The sequence below is a fragment of the Ureibacillus sp. GCM10028918 genome (assembly GCF_042666115.1).
Lineage (GTDB): Bacteria > Bacillota > Bacilli > Bacillales_A > Planococcaceae > Ureibacillus.
The window spans coordinates 328,353-347,355 of the sequence record NZ_JBHTFK010000017.1; the positions used below are offsets into that span (position 1 = coordinate 328,353).

At 33.7% G+C, this 19,003-nt stretch carries 18 protein-coding genes and 1 riboswitch; of the genes, 10 read left to right on the forward strand and 8 right to left on the reverse strand.

Going from position 1 to position 19,003, the window contains the following annotated elements; genetic code table 11:
* Nucleotides 1–245: 245 nt before the first annotated feature.
* The gene (locus ACFQU5_RS14445; RefSeq protein WP_390288997.1) at nucleotides 246–1,223 is read right to left on the reverse strand and encodes an NAD(P)H-dependent flavin oxidoreductase; all 978 of its coding nucleotides are present in this window, start codon (nucleotides 1,221–1,223) and stop codon (nucleotides 246–248) included.
* 360 nt (nucleotides 1,224–1,583) lie between these two features.
* On the opposite strand from ACFQU5_RS14445, the gene ACFQU5_RS14450 reads away from it, so the two are divergent.
* The 5 genes from ACFQU5_RS14450 (at nucleotide 1,584) to ACFQU5_RS14470 (ending at nucleotide 3,828) form a co-directional block, all read left to right on the forward strand.
* Nucleotides 1,584–1,898 carry an ArsR/SmtB family transcription factor gene (locus ACFQU5_RS14450; RefSeq protein ID WP_390289000.1) on the forward strand — a complete coding sequence of 105 codons (315 nt, stop codon included), beginning with the start codon at nucleotides 1,584–1,586 and terminating at the stop codon, nucleotides 1,896–1,898.
* An 81-nt stretch (nucleotides 1,899–1,979) separates the two neighbouring features.
* On the forward strand, nucleotides 1,980–2,408 hold the full coding sequence (locus ACFQU5_RS14455; RefSeq protein WP_390289003.1) for a DMT family transporter: 429 nt from the start codon (nucleotides 1,980–1,982) through the stop codon (nucleotides 2,406–2,408).
* A 13-nt stretch (nucleotides 2,409–2,421) separates the two neighbouring features.
* Nucleotides 2,422–2,904: a DMT family transporter gene (locus ACFQU5_RS14460; protein WP_390289006.1), complete on the forward strand. Its 483-nt coding sequence runs from the start codon at nucleotides 2,422–2,424 to the stop codon at nucleotides 2,902–2,904.
* Between the two features lie 88 nt (nucleotides 2,905–2,992).
* A riboswitch (guanidine-I (ykkC/yxkD leader) is annotated at nucleotides 2,993–3,090 on the forward strand.
* A 73-nt stretch (nucleotides 3,091–3,163) separates the two neighbouring features.
* A complete protein-coding gene (locus ACFQU5_RS14465; protein ID WP_390289009.1) occupies nucleotides 3,164–3,514 on the forward strand; it encodes a DMT family transporter in 351 nt (116 codons plus the stop codon).
* A complete protein-coding gene (locus ACFQU5_RS14470) occupies nucleotides 3,514–3,828 on the forward strand; it encodes a DMT family transporter (RefSeq protein ID WP_390289012.1) in 315 nt (104 codons plus the stop codon). The genes ACFQU5_RS14465 and ACFQU5_RS14470 overlap by 1 nt, the downstream gene beginning before the upstream one ends.
* Before the next feature lie 372 nt (nucleotides 3,829–4,200).
* Here the strand turns inward: ACFQU5_RS14470 and ACFQU5_RS14475 are convergent, their stop codons facing one another.
* The 3 genes from ACFQU5_RS14475 to ACFQU5_RS14485 all read right to left on the reverse strand — a co-directional run bounded on the left by ACFQU5_RS14475 (nucleotide 4,201) and on the right by ACFQU5_RS14485 (nucleotide 7,627).
* Nucleotides 4,201–4,902, reverse strand: coding sequence for a FadR/GntR family transcriptional regulator (locus tag ACFQU5_RS14475; RefSeq protein WP_390289015.1), 702 nt, complete (start codon nucleotides 4,900–4,902; stop codon nucleotides 4,201–4,203).
* Between the two features lie 377 nt (nucleotides 4,903–5,279).
* The gene (locus ACFQU5_RS14480) at nucleotides 5,280–6,257 is read right to left on the reverse strand and encodes a 2-hydroxyacid dehydrogenase (protein ID WP_390289018.1); all 978 of its coding nucleotides are present in this window, start codon (nucleotides 6,255–6,257) and stop codon (nucleotides 5,280–5,282) included.
* A gap of 32 nt (nucleotides 6,258–6,289) precedes the next feature.
* The gene (locus tag ACFQU5_RS14485) at nucleotides 6,290–7,627 is read right to left on the reverse strand and encodes an Nramp family divalent metal transporter (protein ID WP_390289021.1); all 1,338 of its coding nucleotides are present in this window, start codon (nucleotides 7,625–7,627) and stop codon (nucleotides 6,290–6,292) included.
* 631 nt (nucleotides 7,628–8,258) lie between these two features.
* On the opposite strand from ACFQU5_RS14485, the gene ACFQU5_RS14490 reads away from it, so the two are divergent.
* Entirely contained in the window at nucleotides 8,259–9,281 is a 1,023-nt protein-coding gene (locus tag ACFQU5_RS14490; RefSeq protein ID WP_390289024.1) for a DUF2332 domain-containing protein, read from the forward strand.
* A 145-nt stretch (nucleotides 9,282–9,426) separates the two neighbouring features.
* Here ACFQU5_RS14490 and ACFQU5_RS14495 read toward each other — a convergent pair whose 3' ends face one another.
* Nucleotides 9,427–9,702, reverse strand: a complete 276-nt coding sequence (locus ACFQU5_RS14495; RefSeq protein ID WP_390289027.1) for a hypothetical protein — start codon at nucleotides 9,700–9,702, stop codon at nucleotides 9,427–9,429.
* A gap of 206 nt (nucleotides 9,703–9,908) precedes the next feature.
* On the opposite strand from ACFQU5_RS14495, the gene ACFQU5_RS14500 reads away from it, so the two are divergent.
* From ACFQU5_RS14500 to ACFQU5_RS14510, 3 genes are all read left to right on the forward strand, one after another.
* The gene (locus ACFQU5_RS14500) at nucleotides 9,909–10,586 is read left to right on the forward strand and encodes a hypothetical protein (RefSeq protein WP_390289030.1); all 678 of its coding nucleotides are present in this window, start codon (nucleotides 9,909–9,911) and stop codon (nucleotides 10,584–10,586) included.
* 174 nt (nucleotides 10,587–10,760) lie between these two features.
* On the forward strand, nucleotides 10,761–11,504 hold the full coding sequence (gene sigI, locus ACFQU5_RS14505; RefSeq protein WP_390289033.1) for an RNA polymerase sigma-I factor: 744 nt from the start codon (nucleotides 10,761–10,763) through the stop codon (nucleotides 11,502–11,504).
* Entirely contained in the window at nucleotides 11,504–12,421 is a 918-nt protein-coding gene (locus tag ACFQU5_RS14510; protein ID WP_390289036.1) for an anti-sigma factor domain-containing protein, read from the forward strand. The genes sigI and ACFQU5_RS14510 overlap by 1 nt, the downstream gene beginning before the upstream one ends.
* 76 nt (nucleotides 12,422–12,497) lie before the next feature.
* On the opposite strand, the gene ACFQU5_RS14515 is transcribed toward ACFQU5_RS14510, so the two are convergent.
* Together ACFQU5_RS14515 and ACFQU5_RS14520 are read right to left on the reverse strand one after the other, a co-directional pair.
* The gene (locus tag ACFQU5_RS14515; protein WP_390289039.1) at nucleotides 12,498–13,601 is read right to left on the reverse strand and encodes a toxic anion resistance protein; all 1,104 of its coding nucleotides are present in this window, start codon (nucleotides 13,599–13,601) and stop codon (nucleotides 12,498–12,500) included.
* A gap of 28 nt (nucleotides 13,602–13,629) precedes the next feature.
* Entirely contained in the window at nucleotides 13,630–15,252 is a 1,623-nt protein-coding gene (locus ACFQU5_RS14520; RefSeq protein WP_390289042.1) for a YceG family protein, read from the reverse strand.
* A 359-nt stretch (nucleotides 15,253–15,611) separates the two neighbouring features.
* Between ACFQU5_RS14520 and ACFQU5_RS14525 the strand changes: the two genes are divergently transcribed.
* Complete coding sequence (locus ACFQU5_RS14525) at nucleotides 15,612–17,000, forward strand: nucleoside-diphosphate sugar epimerase (protein ID WP_390289045.1); 1,389 nt, start codon at nucleotides 15,612–15,614, stop codon at nucleotides 16,998–17,000.
* A gap of 230 nt (nucleotides 17,001–17,230) precedes the next feature.
* Here ACFQU5_RS14525 and ACFQU5_RS14530 read toward each other — a convergent pair whose 3' ends face one another.
* A complete protein-coding gene (locus ACFQU5_RS14530) occupies nucleotides 17,231–18,958 on the reverse strand; it encodes a sensor domain-containing protein (protein ID WP_390289048.1) in 1,728 nt (575 codons plus the stop codon).
* Nucleotides 18,959–19,003 lie beyond the last annotated feature (45 nt).

Below are 19,003 nucleotides of genomic sequence, written 5' to 3' on the forward strand. Positions count from 1 at the left end.
TATTTTTCTCTTACTATTCTAAACAATCATATCACATTCGACAAATATTAAAATACTTAATCCATTCCGAAACTATTTTTTCGCCCTTATAATTACGAACCCCTACTTTTGGCTTCTTATAAGTAATTACAAGATTAAGTATCTTACTATTTTACAAACAACTTTTATTTGTCACACTTTTTAACAATATTAAAATAATAATAGATACCTTGAAAAAGACTGCCCTTAATTTCTAGAAAGATAACTTATCTAGGAGCTGCACCTCCGATTATATTTTCAATTCGGTTCAACCCTTTAGATGCTGTTTGAATCATCTCATCGAATAACTCTTGAACCGTAGGAATATTATCGATTAGCCCGATTATTTGTCCTGCCCAGCCAATACCTTCTTCTGTATTTCCATCATAGATAAATCGACAATTTGATTTGCCACTAATCATATTTTTAAGATCTTCGTAAGTAGCTCCATTTCTTTCGCGTTCAATAATATCTAATGCATAATCTGTTTTCAGAACTCGACCTGGTGTACCTAATGTTTTCTTAATAATTACTGTATCCGTCTCGTTTGCATGAAGAAGAGCATCTTTATATTTTTCATTTGCATGTACGCATTCTTGGGTAGCAATAAATCGCGTTCCCATTACAATTCCTCCCGCACCTAATGAAATTGCTGCCAATAAACCTCGTCCATCACCAATTCCCCCAGCAGCTAATACAGGAATTGAAACATTATCCACAATTCGCGGAACAAGCACCATTGTACCAATATCGTCACGTCCCAAATGACCACCACCCTCTTGACCAACAGCCATAATTACATCTGCGCCAAGTTGTTCAGCTTTTTGTGCATGTCTAACACCAGATACTAGAACTAATGTTTTAATATTTTCACCTTTCACTCTTTCTAAAACAGGTTGAGGATTACCACCAGTAATGGAGATTGCAGGTACCTGTTCTTCAATGGCAACTTCAAGCAATTCTTCATATAGACCATTGTATCTAGCAATCGCAAAATTTACGCCAAAAGGCTTATCGGTAAGCTTACGTACTTTCCGAATTTCACTGCGAAGATTTTCAGGTGTACGTAAAGTTGCTGCTGTAATTTGGCCTAATCCACCTGCATTTGATACCGCAGCAGCTAGTTCTGCATAGCCAAGGTAAGCAAGTCCACCTTGTATAATTGGATATTGAATTCCAAAGATATCTGTTACTCTTGTTCTCATTTCTTCAACCCTTTTCTTTAACGTTAATTAATATATTAGCACTTATTACTATTACTTGGTGCTAATTTTCAACATATTTTTCTTAACTTTTCTTAATTTTTAACCTTGATTCCTTCGAGTTTTGCTTTCCAAACTGGTCCTCTGTAGCAAATAAGGCACAATACTTTTTTAAGGAATTACACCTGATTTATAGAATGTTGAACAACACAAAAGCTATATAATAGTCTCTTTTTTCTTTGCCAAAGTCCCCTTCCAAAAGATCAAGTAATATCATTAATTGTAACAATTTCATTCCCATGACACATGTTCAAATCTTTTCTAATTTGACATATCGGGAAATCTAGATATATAATTACATCCATGGAACCTATTGATGTATTTAAAGCGTTATCTAACGAAACAAGACTCAATATTCTAGAGTGGTTAAAGGAGCCCGAGAAGCATTTCCCGCAACAAGGCGCTCACCTGCCAAAGGAGGTAAGTTACAAAGGTGGAGTATGTGTTGGGGATATCCAGGAAAAAGCCAAAGTTTCTCAATCCACGGTTTCTAGCTACTTAAACATGATGCAAAAAGCTGGCCTGCTTGAATCGATTCGGCATGGACAATGGACGTACTACAGGCGTAATGAAGAGTTTATTCAACTGTTGGCTAACTATTTTAAAACGGAGATCTAATCATTTTGATTTCTGTTTTTTTTCACCTTCTTATATCTACTTTTCTAGATATATAATTATACGAAAAAGGAGATATCTTTTATGCGTTTTATTTCTTACATACTTGCTTTATTTGCCGGAGCAGCACTTAGCTTTGAAGGAGCTATCTATGCTGAATTAGGAAAAACAATTGGTCAAATAGAAACAAGTTTTTATAATTTCTTTATGGGCTCGGTAATCTTGGGGCTATTATGGCTATTTTTTGGAAAAGGAAACCTTTCCTATACATTGAAAGCGCCTAAATGGTCATTACTTGGTGGTGTCCTGGGTGTGGTTTATTTAACCTCCATCGTTATAAGTGTCCCATTTGTAGGGGTTGGCATCACGATGGTTGCTGTTATTATCGGCCAATTAGTAATGAGTATGGTTATTGAACATTTTGGATGGCTGGGCAGTAAAAAAACAAAGATTAATAAAGAAAAGATTTTTGCAGTAATTTCAATGATTGTCGCACTTATCTTGATAAACTAGGAGGGCTGGATTTATGGGGATATTTATGATTTTATTTACATTGATTGGCGGAATAACACTGAGCGCCCAATCATCTATTAATGGTACATTAAGCCGAAAAGCTGGAACAATTGAAACAACATTCTTAACCTTTCTCACAGGAACATTGTTTCTTACCATTTTCATGCTATTTTTTGGCAGCGGAAATGTTCTTGCACTTCTTGAAGCACCAAAATGGCAATTAAGCGCAGCATTTTTAGGCACAATGTATTTACTGCTGACTGTCATGGCAGTCCCTAGAATTGGAGTTATAGCAACTAATATTGCTGGTATTGCTGGGCAGCTTGTGATTGGTGTAATCATTGATCATTTTGGATGGTTTAATAGTTTGGTCATAGAATTAGACATTAAGCGTGCATTCGCATTACTTTTTATGATTATTTCCCTTTATTTTATCTATAAAGGAAATAAACGCTCAAATAATGAATCTAGAGCTTCGCATTTTAACACCAACTAAAACTCTGCTTAATTTGGATAAATACACATCTATCAATCTACTCTTGACTACAGTTAAAAACTGTGTATAATACAAGGTAATTGCATAGCTAAATGTTTTCTAGGGTTCCGCAACGGTATATGTTGGTCTGGTCCGAGAGAAAACTCACAGCTTGCTGTGCCACGGAAGGATAAAAGCCTGGGAGATACTGTTTTTACAGTTATCTCCCAGGCTTTTTTCTTTTTTTGGCGAGAATAATATTGGAGGTGTGTTGTTTTCAATGAATACAGATTGGATTAAGGTTTTTGTTGCCGCTTTTTTTGAGGTTATATGGGTGATTGGGTTAAAACACGCTGGTGACTTTTGGACTTGGGCTGGAACTATAATTGCGATCATCATTAGCTTCTATGTAATGATCATGGCAGGAAGAAAACTTCCAGTAGGAACGGTGTATGCCGTTTTTGTTGGACTAGGTACTGCCGGCACTGTTTTTTCCGAAATTCTATTCTTTGACGAGCCTTTTAAAGTTGAAAAGATACTCTTAATCTTTGTTTTATTAGCAGGTGTCATTGGACTGAAATTAGTTACGAAAGATCCTATTCAGGAAGTTCAGGAAGGAGACGAAATCTAATGGCATGGATTACTTTAATCTTAGCAGGTTTATGTGAGATGTTTGGTGTTGCAATGATCAATAAATTGCACAAAGACCGCAACTGGCAATCATTAGTCCTTTTAATTCTAGGGTTTGGAGCAAGTTTTATATTTCTCGCTTTTTCTATGGAAACACTTCCTATGGGTACCGCTTATGCAATTTGGACAGGAATCGGTGCCTCTGGTGGTGCAATTATAGGCATGGTTTTATATGACGAATCAAAAGACTGGAAAAGACTTGTTTTTATAGGCATGGTGTTAGGTGCAGCGATAGGATTAAAACTCGTCTCATAATAAGTATAATACTGCCTACTTTTTGTATAGCACTTAAAAAATTAGGCAGTATTAATCAATGGCTATTTAAATAAGCATTTTCCATGTTCAAGGATAGCAACCTTCAATTGGGCAAGCAGGTTGCGGACAATCATATCTATCTGTCATGTTAAAGCTAATATACTACCACAATACAACGATAAAAAAATGGAATAAAGTTACAAGTTCACACTAACAAACTTGCCACTTTGCTGCAGAAAAAAAGCCTCTCTTCCCTAACTGTTGTATTTCAAACAGATGGTAAGATGAGACTCTTTAATTTAATTGGCTTGAACCGAAAAAAATATCTTTACAGATTGAGTAAATACATTGTTATTTCGTGTTATTTTTGTATTAACTCTCTTTTTGTGAATGTTCAAGACCTTTAAGGATTTTGTCTTTTACAAATGTTAAGTGTTTATGCATTTGTAACGCAGCTTCAGTTGGATTACGATCTTTCAATGCCTGAAGAATTGACTCGTGATGAGCAATTGTAAGCTTTGGTTCTCGAAATTCAATTAAACTATTTGTCTTTTCATGTGTTAATAATAAAGATGTAATCATCCCTTCAAGCACGGGATTATTTGCACTATAGGCAATAATTTTATGAAACTCTATATCATATTGGCCATAATCTTGATTAATATTTTCCTCAATACTATGTATCGTTTCTTCTAGTTTCGCTATTTGCTCATTCGTAATTTTCTCTGCAGCTAACATTACCAGCCCTACTTCTAAGGACATGCGCGCTTCGATAATCGCTACTATATTATCCATGGAAATGGATAACATCGCCTGAAACGGAGTACTGCCAATCTTTTCATTAATAAACTTTCCACCGCCTGGGATACGTGAAATAATATCCATTGATTCTAAAGAACTTAATGCTTCACGTAATATAGGTCTACTTACATCAAATTGTTTCATTAAAGTTAGTTCTGAAGGTAATAGATCCCCTGATTTTAATTGACCAGAGTTTACTAACTCTATCAATTTTTCAAGTACTTGATGAGATAACGAATATCTTTTTACAGCGTCGAATTTATACTGTGCCATATTACCACCCCTGTCTAGTTAACCATTTCTAAAAGACTGCAACTTTATAAAAATTATACCTTAAGATGTATTATACACTATTTATTGTAAGCCAATTACTATTAATATACGAACATGTAACGATTAATTAATAAGAGATTTGTTTAAGGATGGATATGGGAATTTTTCCATGACGAGTTATCACGGACTCAGGATTAATTAAGAGGATATTTATAAAATAATAAAAAGCTGTCCAGAAATTTCGACTTTCTGGACAGCTTCCTAAAAGTTTTTAACAAAATCAAGGAAGGTTATGGCTAATTTATCAATTTGAAAATAGGCATCATTATCTTTTAAATATCGGAATTACTAGTTGATATTTCCCTTCTAACTCTTGGTTAATGAGCTTCCAATTTGATTTTTATTTCTGATGGAATCTCATTCCCTGTTAAAAATGCTGCGGCGTTTTGTGCGGCCAACATCGTCATTTTTAAACGCGTTTCACTAGTAGCCGATCCGATATGCGGTAATGTTACAACATTTTTCATCGATAATAATGGACTGTTCTTATCAACAGGTTCCTTTTCATATACATCTAAACCAGCAGCCAAAATTTCCCGTTCCTGCAATGCTTGGATTAATCCTTCTTCATCCACTGTTTTTCCACGGGAAGCATTAATGAAAATAGCGGATTGTTTCATCTTTTTAAACTGTTCATACCCCATCATTTTCTCTGTTTCTTTTGTTAATGGTGTCAACAAACAAACAAAATCTACTTCAGAAAGCAGCTCATCTAATGTACAAAATGTAGCATTAAATCTTTCTTCTACTTCTAGATTTCGAGAACGATTGTGATAGTAAATATCCATGCCAAAGCCGAAATGAGCACGTTGGGCAAGCGTTTGTCCAATTCTTCCCATACCGATGATGCCCAGCTTTTTATGATGAACATCGACACCAAAATACTCCTCGGATAGGTTTTCATTCCATTCGCCATTTTTTACCCACTGTACAAGTTCGGGCATTCGGCGTGCGGTTGAGAGAATTAGACCAAAAATTGTATCAGCAACTGTTTCATTGAGTACTTCAGGTGTGTTGGAAGCGATAATTCCCCTAGATTTTAATGCTTGTAAATCTAAATTATCATAACCTACTGATGAATTCGCTACCATTTTTAAATTAGGTGCTTTATTTAATATGGATTCATCAATCTTCAAAAGAGATCCAAGTAAAACAGTAGTTGTTTCTAGTTCACTATAAAACTCGTCCATGTTTTCAGGTGTTAACTTTTCAAAATAAACAACTTCTGCATAATCTCTCAAATAGTTTAGGACCTGTTCATCTACTTTGCGATAAACGATGATTTTTTCATTCATATCGGACAACTCCTTCAATTCTATAAAACTCGTTAAATAAATGATAACAATAATTCAAAAGAAGACCATAAAGCCAGCACAGTCGCTAATACTAAACAGATATTTTCGAACCAGCTATTGCGGTATTTACCCATTAAATCTTTACGGTTCGATATAATTAGAAGACCAATAGCTATAACCGGGAAACCTACCATGTTAAAAGCATTTACCGCAATTGTTAATTGGATAAATCCAGGCATTCCAGGAATTGACCAGATAATTGGTGAAACTAAAAGGAAGTACATGATCCATTTTGTCATCGGATCTTTATTGTAATCGCCTTCATATTTTTCACTGCGTTTCTTATTAGAAACATAAAATGCATCTGTTATCAATCTTGGATAACCAGTTGTTTTCCCTACAATACTTGCAAATAAAATGGCGAAAGTACCTAAATAGAAAGTAATCCAACCAAATTTACCTAATGATATCTCTAATGCAGCTGCTAAATCTCCTACAGTTTCAACGCGTATGCCATTTGGTCTTAAGATTTCTGCTCCGACAATCCAGATGGATAAATTAATGATAATACAAACGATAATCGAGAAAAGTAAATCGTTTCGTTGTAATTTTAAATGTCCCGGTGTAGTCCAACCTTTTTCCTTTAAGAAGTATGGATGAACAAAGTTAGAGATAGATCCCGCAACTGCACCTATGATGGAAATGGCTACTAGCAATGCTCCAAACGCACCTTCATCCTGTGGAATACTGAAACCGATGGTACCGCTTACAATTCCAGCAAAATCCGGGCTAGTACTAAATGCTAAATATACAAATGCTAATGTTAAAACGGCTAAGAAGATTTTCATAACGCCTTCAATCGTATGATAATAGTTTCTGCCGATTAATATAAATAGTAACCCTACTACGATGATAGATCCTAAAAATGGATTATTAAATCCAAATATATTCGATAGAACCTCACCAGCTCCGCTTAACATATAAGCGTTGGATAAGTGACCAATTATAATTGCGTAAACCCCTAGGAAAATCGCAAATCCTGGATGTATTTTACCATAACCTTCCAAAATGGACAATCCTTGTTGGTTTGCCAGTTGGAAACGCGACATAACATTTACAATTAAAAAACGTAAAATTAAAGAAAAAGCAAGAATCCACATTAATCCATAGCCATAATCAGCTCCAGCAACTGCAGAAGTGACTAAATCCCCTGCACCAAGCCATGTCAGAATTGCTAGCATTCCTGGTCCAAATGCATACTTTATTTTTTGAATAATACTTCTTTTTTCACCAGTTGTGTTTTCGTTAATTGTTGGCGTTAAAGTAGACTCACCTTCAACTGGATTCTTAGTAATCGTTTCATTTACCATGAACAAACCCCCCTTATTGTTTTGAATCATTCAACTGCATTCATCCCCTTTACTTCTAGAACGCAGTCATGAACATAAAACCCATCGCAATTTTTTATATACATAATTCCCCTATTATTGAAAATTTCCCTCCCTAACCAATATATGTTTAAATTGTAAGACAAATTAAATTGATAGTCAATAAATATTATTTTAAATATTCTAATTTTTCTAATAAGGTTTAATCTTATCGTAATATGAAACCGGTACTTTCATGTCAGTTTCCAAACTCCTTAAAAATTCAGGTATAATCTCGCAATCTAATTAAAAAAAAATTTTGATCTACACTAAAAGGATAAAATTTATGCAGAATGTGTTTATGACATAGCGATTCCAATCCGTTAAATCCTTTTCTATTCTTTAATATAAAAAAGAGTTGCTGGTAAACGTATGTTCAGCAACTCCTCTCCTGTTATTCTCAAAATGCATTTATTTTTTCAAACAGTATTACTTTGAAGTAAATGTTTAATTGACTTAGCTAATGTCTTGAAATATATAATTGGCTCAATCTGTAATCCATAATATATTTAATTTTCTTAATATTAACAATATTATATACTTAAAATAATTCATTCAACAAGGGGATGATAAAATGGATATCTATACAAAAATCTTTCAGCAATTTGCAGAAAAAGAAGCAAAAGGAAGCAGCCAACTTTATTACTTTTTAAGTAAAAGGGTTGTAGAGGATCTAGATTTAATGGAGATTATTAGAGAAATTCCAGCCTCTCAGCCAAAACCAAATCTATTTTTTGCTTCGATGCAATATCTACTATCAAAAACAGAAAACCCTTTAAGAGAGTATTACCCTTCATTCACAAAAAATCCTCTACCCATTGAGGATAGCTTTGAACTTTTTAAAGAATTTGCTTTAAAACATAAAAACCATTTAATCAAATTATTTCATTCAAAATTAGTCCAAACCAATGAGGTGCGAAGGGCCGCTTATCTTTACCCGCTGTTTTTAAGGATTTCTGAGAAAACAAATAAACCACTTACCTTAATCGAAATTGGGACGAGTGCTGGTCTATTACTTTGTTTGGATGCTTATAACTATGAATATGCAGAAGAGAATAAGTCATTAAAAATTGAAAACTTACAAGATTCAATTTTAATTCAATCAGAGAATAGAGGAAATCAATTACCGAGTTATATCCATTCAAAATTAAAAATTAACAATCGATTCGGGATTGATTTGAATATTGTGGATTTAAATAACCAAGAGGAGTATGAATGGATGCTCGCTTTAATCTGGCCGGAACATTCTGATAGACGTAAGCAGTTTAATGAAGCTAGCCAAATCGCAAATAATATCAAAAAGGATATGTTTGAAGGAGATCTTCTAAAACGATTACCGCATATTATCAAGTCGAGTAAACCTGAAAATCAAATAGTACTATTCCATACCCACGTGGCAAATCAATTTCCAGCCCAGTTAAAAAAGGACTTCCTGGAACTATTAGATGAATTGAGTTATACCCGTTCAATTTATCATGTATATAACAATATGTTTGATGCTAATCTACACCAAGATTTTATTAAGGATGGTAAAGTAATAGAGGAATTAATACTTAAAAGTCCAGATGGGCACGGAAAATGGTTCTATTGGAGTTGATGAGACTACATGCTCGGCGGGTTCCCATGCCCGCTTACAATCGTATCCGAAGCAGGAATCAATTTTCAATTCAACGAAAAAAACCATTTTTCTACATTAGAGAAGTGGTTTTTTTGATTTTATGTCAGCTTTTTTTCTCGCCTTCCTACCTTACTATTGACGAATTGTAATATTGTTCAGGTATTTCCGGTTGTTCTTCAGGTGTGAAGGTAATAATTGCACTAATAATGATTAAGATTGTTGCAAACACGATGGCTGCTATATTACCCCATTTAAACCACTTCATTTGTAAATCAGAAAACTCTGGTTCCTCCTTATATTTCCACCTATCCATAAATAGTATCGCTTCTCTCGGTTCTAATAACCCATATATAGCAAGTGTATATACCGGTAAAGAAAGCACAAAAACTATAAAAAGCATAATATCAGCTCCATATTTACCTAATAATAGTTTATACGAAACTAACCAATAAAAGATTCAATACTCCGTTATATCATTCTAATTGCTCCTTGCTATTCCCCCAACTTTTAAAAAAATTTTGCCCTACCCCCACAAAAATTGATCAGCCTACGAATAAATAAGTGTCCATGAATAGTTGGACAAAAATAATCATGAGGTGAGAAGAAATGAAATTCAAAAAAACAAGCGCGGCTCTATTAGTAGCAACAATGGCAATCACAGGAACTAGTTATGCATGGGCAGACGAAAACCTAATGGATAACTCAGAAGAATTACAAGACAATACCGAAAGTACAAATGCTGATACAACTATTATTGATGCGAGTGAATTTCTAAAAGACACTGAAGAAACAGATGAAACAACTGAAAATACTAGTACTACTGAAGTAATTGAATCTACTGAAACAAGTGAGGTAACTGAAACAGCAGAGGCAACTGAAAATGCATCGATTTCTTCAGATATCGAATTCCCTGCTATTCCAGAAGGCTATACTGCTGGTAATTTAGTAGCTTTACAAAAAGCTTTCAATAATGCCGGAAATGACACTGCAAAAGCTGCTATTGCTCGTAACGCTGAAAGAGCAATTGCTAAATTTGAAGCTAAACAAGAAGCACAAAAACAAGAGGATGCAATTGAAGTTGAAAACGAAGCGGTTGTAGAAGAAACACAAGTTGAAGAACCAACATCTACTGTGCAGGAACCAACTGTAGCTCCTACTGTTCAAGTTGATAAGAACGTTCAAAAAGAAGAACGCAAAACTCTTCAAGCTGAACATAAGGCTGAACGAAAAGCCCTTAAAGAAGAACAAAAATCTCAAAAACAAGGAAATAAAGAGAATAAATAATTCCTCTTTAGAAAATATTTCCGTTAAAAAATCTTTTATTACATTATTATTTTTTACATTAAAATTTACTGCAACACATTAAATTACTATTTCAGTATAAAAAAACTACTTTTCATTTCTCATAAAACTATATATGATCAATGTCATCGAGATTTAAAAAGTGGAGGGTACGATATGCTTTTGTCTATAATACAAGGAATTTTTAAAACAAAACCGAATATGAATGAACTTGCTACTTTGGCAAAAGCAGGCGATGAGGAGGTTATGAATGACCTCCTTTTTGCTAGTACTTCCTTTCTGAAAAAAACAGCATCCTTTGTTTGTAAACGTCCAATTGATAAGCACGATGAGGAGTTTACTGTTGCGTTGGAAGGCATACACGAGGCTGTTTTTGCTTTTAATAGTAAAGAGAATGCTTCTTTTCAAACCTTTGCCCACTTAATAATAAAAAGAAGATTAATAGATTATATTAGAAAAGAAAACTCGCGCAATAAAAGACTAATATTATTAGAACCCAACAATGAGGAATCATCAGAACAACACTACATGTACGATAAACAATCCATCTATACATATACTGTAGATCAACTGGCGAAAGCAAGAAAAGAAGAGCTTCTAGGCTATAACAAATTACTTTCAGAATATAATTTATCCTTTGAAGAGCTTGCCAATGCAACACCCAAGCATGCGGACACTAGAAAAACAGCCCTTCAAATTGCTCAAATCATCTCTGAGTCGGCGGAGCTTTATAAGTTTTTAATCGATAATAAAAGATTACCTTTAAAAGAGCTTGAATCTCTCGTTGAAGTCTCTCGAAAAACATTAGAACGACAGAGGAAGTATATTATAGCTATCGTTTTATTATTAAACAGTGATTTTGCTTTAATAAAAGAATTTGTGAAAGGAGAAACAATTTAATGCGCATATATAGAGGGATTGTTTGTGAAAAACATACTAATCATATAGTTTTTTTAACGCAAAATGGTGAATTTCATAAAGGAATCCCTCTAATTGCGAACCCCGAGATTGGTGAAGAAGTAGAATTTTATTTAGGAACAGCTTCCATGATGCGCAGAAAAAAGCCAATTGCCTACATTAAATTAGCACCTGCAATTCTAGCAGCACTCCTTTTCATTTTTATAGGTACTTCCCTATTGCTACCAGATAAAAATGCAGCTGCAGCTTTCATTCGACTAAATGGAAACCATTCTATTGAAATTGGAGTTAACGATCAGGGAGATGTTGTTTCGATTGACACTAATTCAAATGAGGCACTGGGTATTGAAGATATACAAGGACTTCCGATTGAAGCTGCTCTTTCTAAAGTAATTAATGAACTCTATACAAATGATGAGTTGCTTTCAATCACTGCAAAATATGAGGATGAAAGCTTGCCGGAACTAAAAACTCAGGTGGAAAAAGCAGTAGTAGAGGTAAAACAACAGAAGCCTAAAACAAATGCAGATTCAAAAGATAATACATCAAATGAAAAACCAAACCGAAATCAAAACGGGCCAGCTGATGCCCATGAAGAGACTGAACAACAGCCATCACCTAAAAATCAGCAAAAAAATGAGGTTGAACATACACCTGCCAATTCTTCGTCTGATGCAAATAAAAATAATAATACCAACAAAAATAATATCAATGAAAATAATAAAGAGAACCAAGAGTTCCCTAATCAATCTCAAAAACTTGAGAAAATAAATCCATCAAGTGAAAAGTCAACAAATGAAAAACAAAAATTACCAGATGAACACTCTTCAACAAAAGAAAATCCTCCCAATAACTCAATAACTAAAGAGAATCATTCAAATTCAGAAAAAAATAATTAAATCTATTATTATAAATCGGGACTATATATCTAAATGCGTCCCGATTTGTTTAAAATAGATATTAAAAAGGTGTCACTTAGGATGACACCTTTTTATTTTCAAAAACTTTCTCAAAGCGCTTCTTTAATCCTTCCAACTTAACAGTTCCCTCTTTACGTTGTTCACTAGCTTCAGTATAAATCTGTTTAACATCTTCAATTCCCTGCATAATCGTATTCCATGTCTTTTCAAGGGTTTCCAGTTGAATGAAGTTTCCAGTTTTCAAACGTGACATTGCTTTTTCTTGTAATGCAGCATTGTCTGCATTACGTAATAATATCTCATTTGTTCTGGCATCAAGTGCTTGCTGTGCTTTTTCTCGTACTTGCTGGCGTTTAAGTGCTACGGTTTGAGCTAAAGCTTGTTTGAATAATGGAAGGGTAATGATAAATGAAGCATTAATTTTACGAACTAATTCGTCATTGCCCATTTGAGTGACTTTAATCATTGGCAGGCTTTGCAGCGCTACATTTTCTGCTAATTGTAAATCAAATACTCGCTGGTCGAGCATTTCTTTTGCTTGATTAAGATTTTGCAGCTTTAATTGGTCCAATTGATTACCAGATGCCCTAACCTTCTCTTCGCACTCGGGGATCAACTTTGCAGAAATTTCTCGTAATGTCATTTCTCCAGCGACTATATATTTTTGCAGCTCTTCATAATAAGCTAGATTATGGTGAAACATTGTTTCTAATTGGTCGTTCTCTTTAAGAATTTCTGTTTCAAATTTCTTTAACGTAATCCCTACTTTTTCAACATCAGTCTGCATTAATTCATATTTTTTATAAATGGCTTCCATGGAATCCTTGGTTTTATTAAATAGCTTTTGAAATAAGTTTGGTTTTTTCTCTTTATCAAAATCATTCAAATTGAACAGATCCATAATTTTACTTAATCTTAAAGTTAAGTCTTTAGCTTCTTCAATTTTAGTTCGTCTAATGGAACTTAAAATCATATCTGAAAATCTCGATATCTCTACTGCGGATTGACTACCAAATGATACAAGTGAATTTAAATTTTCAATATCAAGTTGTCGAAGAATTACCTGCACCTCAGGAGAGTATTGAACTTTATTTTTGATTTCAGCTGTTTTTTGGACTAACTCATTCGGCAATTGAACTGAATAATCTTCTAATTCCATCGAACTTCCTCCTTTAGTTAGAAGTGAGTTATCGTTTAAAAAATCTTTTGAAAAAACTCGTTCTTTCTTTAGGCAACTCTTTTGGGATTTCTAAATCAAACTGTACTGATGGCAATTGATGTATATCAAAGTAATTTGAATTTATCCATGCCTCAATATTGTTGTAATTTGTTGGCGTGTATATAATGATATCTGCCCCGACTAAATTAAAAAAGCATAGCAGTATAATGTCTGTTTCTGTGAAGTTATCCGGCTTATTATTATATAGAACTATTTTAGGTACCTTACCAGTAAAATCAAAAGATTCGACTAGTCTTAGGAATTCTTTATCCATTGTAATTATAGTCATAAGTATTTTAATTCTTAAATCATTTGTCATTTCCTGCAGGAACATATCTGACTTGATCAGCTCATTCATTTTACTCACTACTAAATCTTGAACTGATTGATTTAAATAGGATAGTTTATAAAGAGGGTGTTTAAACAGCTTCTCCTTATCTATTAATCCATTTTCGTCCAAAACAAATGATGTTGAATACATTTCCTGCCTGCTGTAAGTAATAGGTGTAAAATCTACTTGTTCTTTAAACACCATATTGACAGTATTTTTTAGTTCAAATAATTCCATCCAATATTCTTCTAAGATTTGATAGGTGCCACTTACTTTTACAAATAAATTAGGAACAAACACGATTTCATTTTCCACTCGAAATTCAGGTCTTATTTTTGCCTCTTCATGCCACAAAATTTTCATTTCGTCATGAGTTGTTCTTAAGGTAATCGGCTTAGTTATTCCCTCTTCATATTGTCTTGTTTTAAATAGTCCTACATCTTCCCCATATAAGAAACTTTCTATTTCCTCTTTTGCTTCATAGGTTACCGTTTTTTTCCTAACTCTTTTCTCCTCTAATGGGAACGGTTCAAGAGGAAAACTGTTAGAGTACTCCATACGTTTTGAAAACGTGTTAGATGGATCAATTTGTGAAAACCTTTGTTCTTTAGCGGTTTCTGTATGAATATAAAGCACATCCATTCCAATTAAAGAAAGGAAGATCAAGAAATAAATTTCATGAGCTTTTATATCTCCATAGAATAGTATTTTGGGTAGATCATTTGAAATCTGATTCGATGAATAGAGCTTTGGAAGTATGCGCTGTAGCCAAATTAGCATTTTTACAACGAATGTCTCCATTTTTGATGTATTAACAAACGATTCGTTTTTTAGAAATAGTTCGAGCACTTGCTGTAAAGCTCTATGAATAGAAGGATAATGAGTGTGACCATAAAAAATACGAGAATTGAAAAATAAGGATAACCCTTGTTTTTTCAATGCTGCAATATCTTGAGTCAAGGATGAGCCAATAAAATTTTTAAAATAGCTCATTTCATTGTTTTGTGGAGTAAGAATTGGACCATCAAATCGAACATAACGCCCATATTGAGTTAACTGTTCGTTAATCCGATATAATTCATTTTTGTATATGTTTAAATCGTTCTCTTCGTTACCCTCCACACCGAGTAGACGATAAAAATAAATAGGAATTACAGGAGTTTTCCCTTCGATATAACCGATTCTTTTTTCAACAGGAACCAAGATATCCTCTAATGGGTTCCTTGTTTCCTTCAAAGAAACAACATAATTTGAACGCATAAACTCACCATCTTTTTAATTAAAATTCATTTTTATAGTTAAATTCAATTATACATCTTTTAACAGTATGTAGAGAGTGTTTATCTCGAATTTCTCTTTATTCTTTTTTATGCTAGATAAATTTTAATGCCAGTCACTTCTGCACACCTTGGTCTAACTATCCCTATTCCTACAAAAAATTCTTTAATTTAGTTCTAAATTACACGGATTCACAATAAGTTAGTAAAGTGGACAAACTCTGCATATTTAAAATTAAAAATTTTTTCTTACGTAGTTGAAGAAGAATTCATACTTTCTTAACACTTTTTGCTATTGTTTCTTTCACCAAAGAAATATAATAGAAATAATGGAGGTACAGTATGCTTAAAATTAAACATATTGAATTTATAAAAACTGTCTATGATGAATCTCTTTCACATAATATTTTCTCAATAGCTAATATTCAATTTTCTAATTATCCCCCAATAAACGGGGCTCTTTTGTATTGGAAAAAAAATACGTCGCGCTCGGATTTTACTCCAGAGGGTGATTTTAAGTTTTTCTATGATATGTCTAACATTACATATTACGCCTCTGTAAAATTCCCAAAAAATATTAAGCTAACCAAGGACCAAAGACAAGAATTAGCTTATATTTTATTGGATGAGCGCGGATCTATTGGTACTTATAGCTTGAAAACACATCCCAGCAGAAGACGAAAATTCAAACCGCAAAAGGCATTGGAAAAACTAAATTTCCCTGAGGATTTTGACGTCAAATCAATTCCGTCATATGTAGGTCCAATCATCGATGAAATTGACATGAATCAATTATTGGAAGCCAATCCCAACATGTCAAAAAAATTCATTTATGACTATTGTTTTTGGAGATACAATCTAATAAAACTCCACCCTACCGAGTTTGAAAAGTATTTAGATTATGTAGATTTTGCTTACATTTGCTATGCTTGCGATCAGTTAACGGAAGAGTATTTAATCGAGCATTTAGATCAAATAGATGTAGCGGCTTTACAGTATAATTATCCAGTTTTATCTAGACTTTCTGCCTCTTTTAAAAACTACATCGTGAGTGAATTAAAGCGTCAGAAAATAAAAATAAACAATCATTTCGAACAGGAAATCGATATATTTATAGAAGATGAAACGTATTTTAGCGAATATAGTACAATCCACTTACTGGATGATGAATTAGAGGAAGAAGAAGAAAGACTGGAATATCAATTCTTCGAGTTTGAACGCGGCCAGTATAAGTGGCCGGGCAGTGAACATATGGTGAAAGGTATTCCATCATTGGCGAGTCAAATATATGATGATATGGGATATAAAAAAAGAACCAACAAAGAAATGGATACTTTTTTTGTTCAATATTCAGAAAGACAAAATCAATTAATGAGTGCTGTATTAGAACCTCATTGGTTGCATCGCTACCGAGACAAAATAGATTGGCAAAGTGCATGTCAGTTCAATGAACACTTAACAGAAGATTTCTTATCTGCACATATCCAATATATTGAATTTGAAGCGCTAGGAAATAATTTATGGTGTGAGCTATCAGAAGGCTTTATCAAAAAATATCTAAAGCATTTCAATCATAATAAGCCTGTACCAATCATCATTCGTCATTTAACGGAAGAATTGTATTTGAATTATAAAGATATGATTAAAGTAAATTCAGATTTACTATTCCAATATTATGATGCTGTTGGTGATGAAGAATATGAACGTTTACAAGAACTATTAAGCGAATAAAAAAGGTATGCTGGCAGTTAACATCCCGCATACCCTAACTGAAATCAGGAAAAGTATCCCCTCTTCCTGATTTTTTCTTTAGGTAATTATAAAATTTATAGGATAACTATTTGGATTACATTTAGCTAAGCGACCAGCAAACCGAGGTCGCAGTCATTCCCTCCGTCTCATTCGGAAAATCAGATTTCGAATCAGAACTGTATGCAGCTAGTCAGTGCTAAATAGAGCGCTTACACTTTATTTTTTATTTTAATTGATTGATTTTGCATCTGGGTAGTAATATCCGTCACGTTTAAAGGTTTGCTGAAGTAATATCCTTGTACATACTCACAGTTATATTGTTTTAGGATTTCCATTTCCTCATTTGTTTCTACACCTTCAGCTACTACTTTTAATTTTAAAGCATGGGCTAAAGCAATAATTGCCGCAACCATAGCGATTCCTGATTCTCCTTCTCTAATGTTGACGATGAAAGATCGATCTATTTTAAGCGTATCTACAGGAAATTCTTTCAGGTAGCCCAAGGAACTATACCCCGTTCCAAAATCATCGATAGCTACAGTTATACCTAGTTTTTTTACTTCCTGAATTTTGTTTATTAAATCATCATTATAATCCATCATGCTCATTTCAGTAATTTCAATTTCCAGATGCTCTGGCTTTACCTTTGTCTCTTTAAGTATTTCAACAAGACGAGCTACAAAATGGAGTTCTTTAAAATGTAATGGAGAAATATTAACTGCTACTCTTAAATTATATGAGAACTGTTTTTCCCACTGTTTAATTTGAAGTGCCGTCGTTTTCAAGACCCATTCTCCAATATCACTGATTAACCCACACTCTTCAGCAAAGGGTATAAATTCATTCGGTGGAATTTGTCCCAATTCCTCATCTCTCCATCGTAAAAGTGCTTCCATCCCAATTAATTGTTCTGTTTTTACATCCATTTTAGGTTGATAATGAATCTCTAGCAGATCGTCTTTAATAGCATTTCGAAGTTTCGTTTCAAATATTAGGACGTGGTCATTTTTGCCTTGTATCCTATTTTCGAAAATCTCATATTGATTTCCTTTTCTTTTTTTCGCAGCGTACATGGCTAAATCAGCATTAACCAGTAAATGATCAACGTCATAACCATGTTCCGGGAAAAGACTGATTCCGATACTAATTGTTGAGTAAAATTCATGATTATTAAAAATAAAAGGTTTATTAAATATATCCATTAGTTTCGCAGCCTTTTCAGACAATAGATTAATATCTTCAAGTAAAAAAACAAATTCGTCTCCATTTAATCGATAAAAGGAGTCTCCTGTCCTGTCAATGGAGCGAAACCTTTGCGCAACTTCAACTAAAAATAAGTCTCCAACGTTGTGGCCAAGTGCATCATTGATGTGTCTGAATCGATTTATGTCTATAAAGAAAACTGCAAATTTCAAGTGTTTTTCTTTACTTTGTTCAACCAGCAAATTTAATCTTTGCGCTAGGCATCTACGGTTAGGCAACCCTGTTAATACATCATGATTTGCAAAGTGAGTAATCACATGTATATTTTTTTGTTCAGTTATGTCTGTTCGGATTGAAATATATTGATAAGGCTTCCCTTTTTCATTTAAAAAAGGAACGATTGTTGTCTGTACCCAGTAAATTGAGCCGTCTTTTGCTCGATTACAGATTTCGCCATTCCATGTATGACCACTACCGATTGTTTTCCACATCGTTTTAAAAAAATCATTTGAATGAAATTTAGAATTTAAAATACGATGATTCTGTCCAATTAATTCTGCCCGGCTATATTTTGAGATTTCGCAGAACCGTTCATTGACAGCTGTTATTGTTCCCTTGGAATCTGTTACCGCAAGTATAACCGCTTCATCAATCGCTGCTTTCATATTCCTTAATTCTTCATATGTATGCTCCATGAGTGAGGTATCTGTTGACTGAATATGATTATTTTTCATGAAGTTCCTCCGTTGCAAATTAACTGAAATGCTCCAAAATAAATA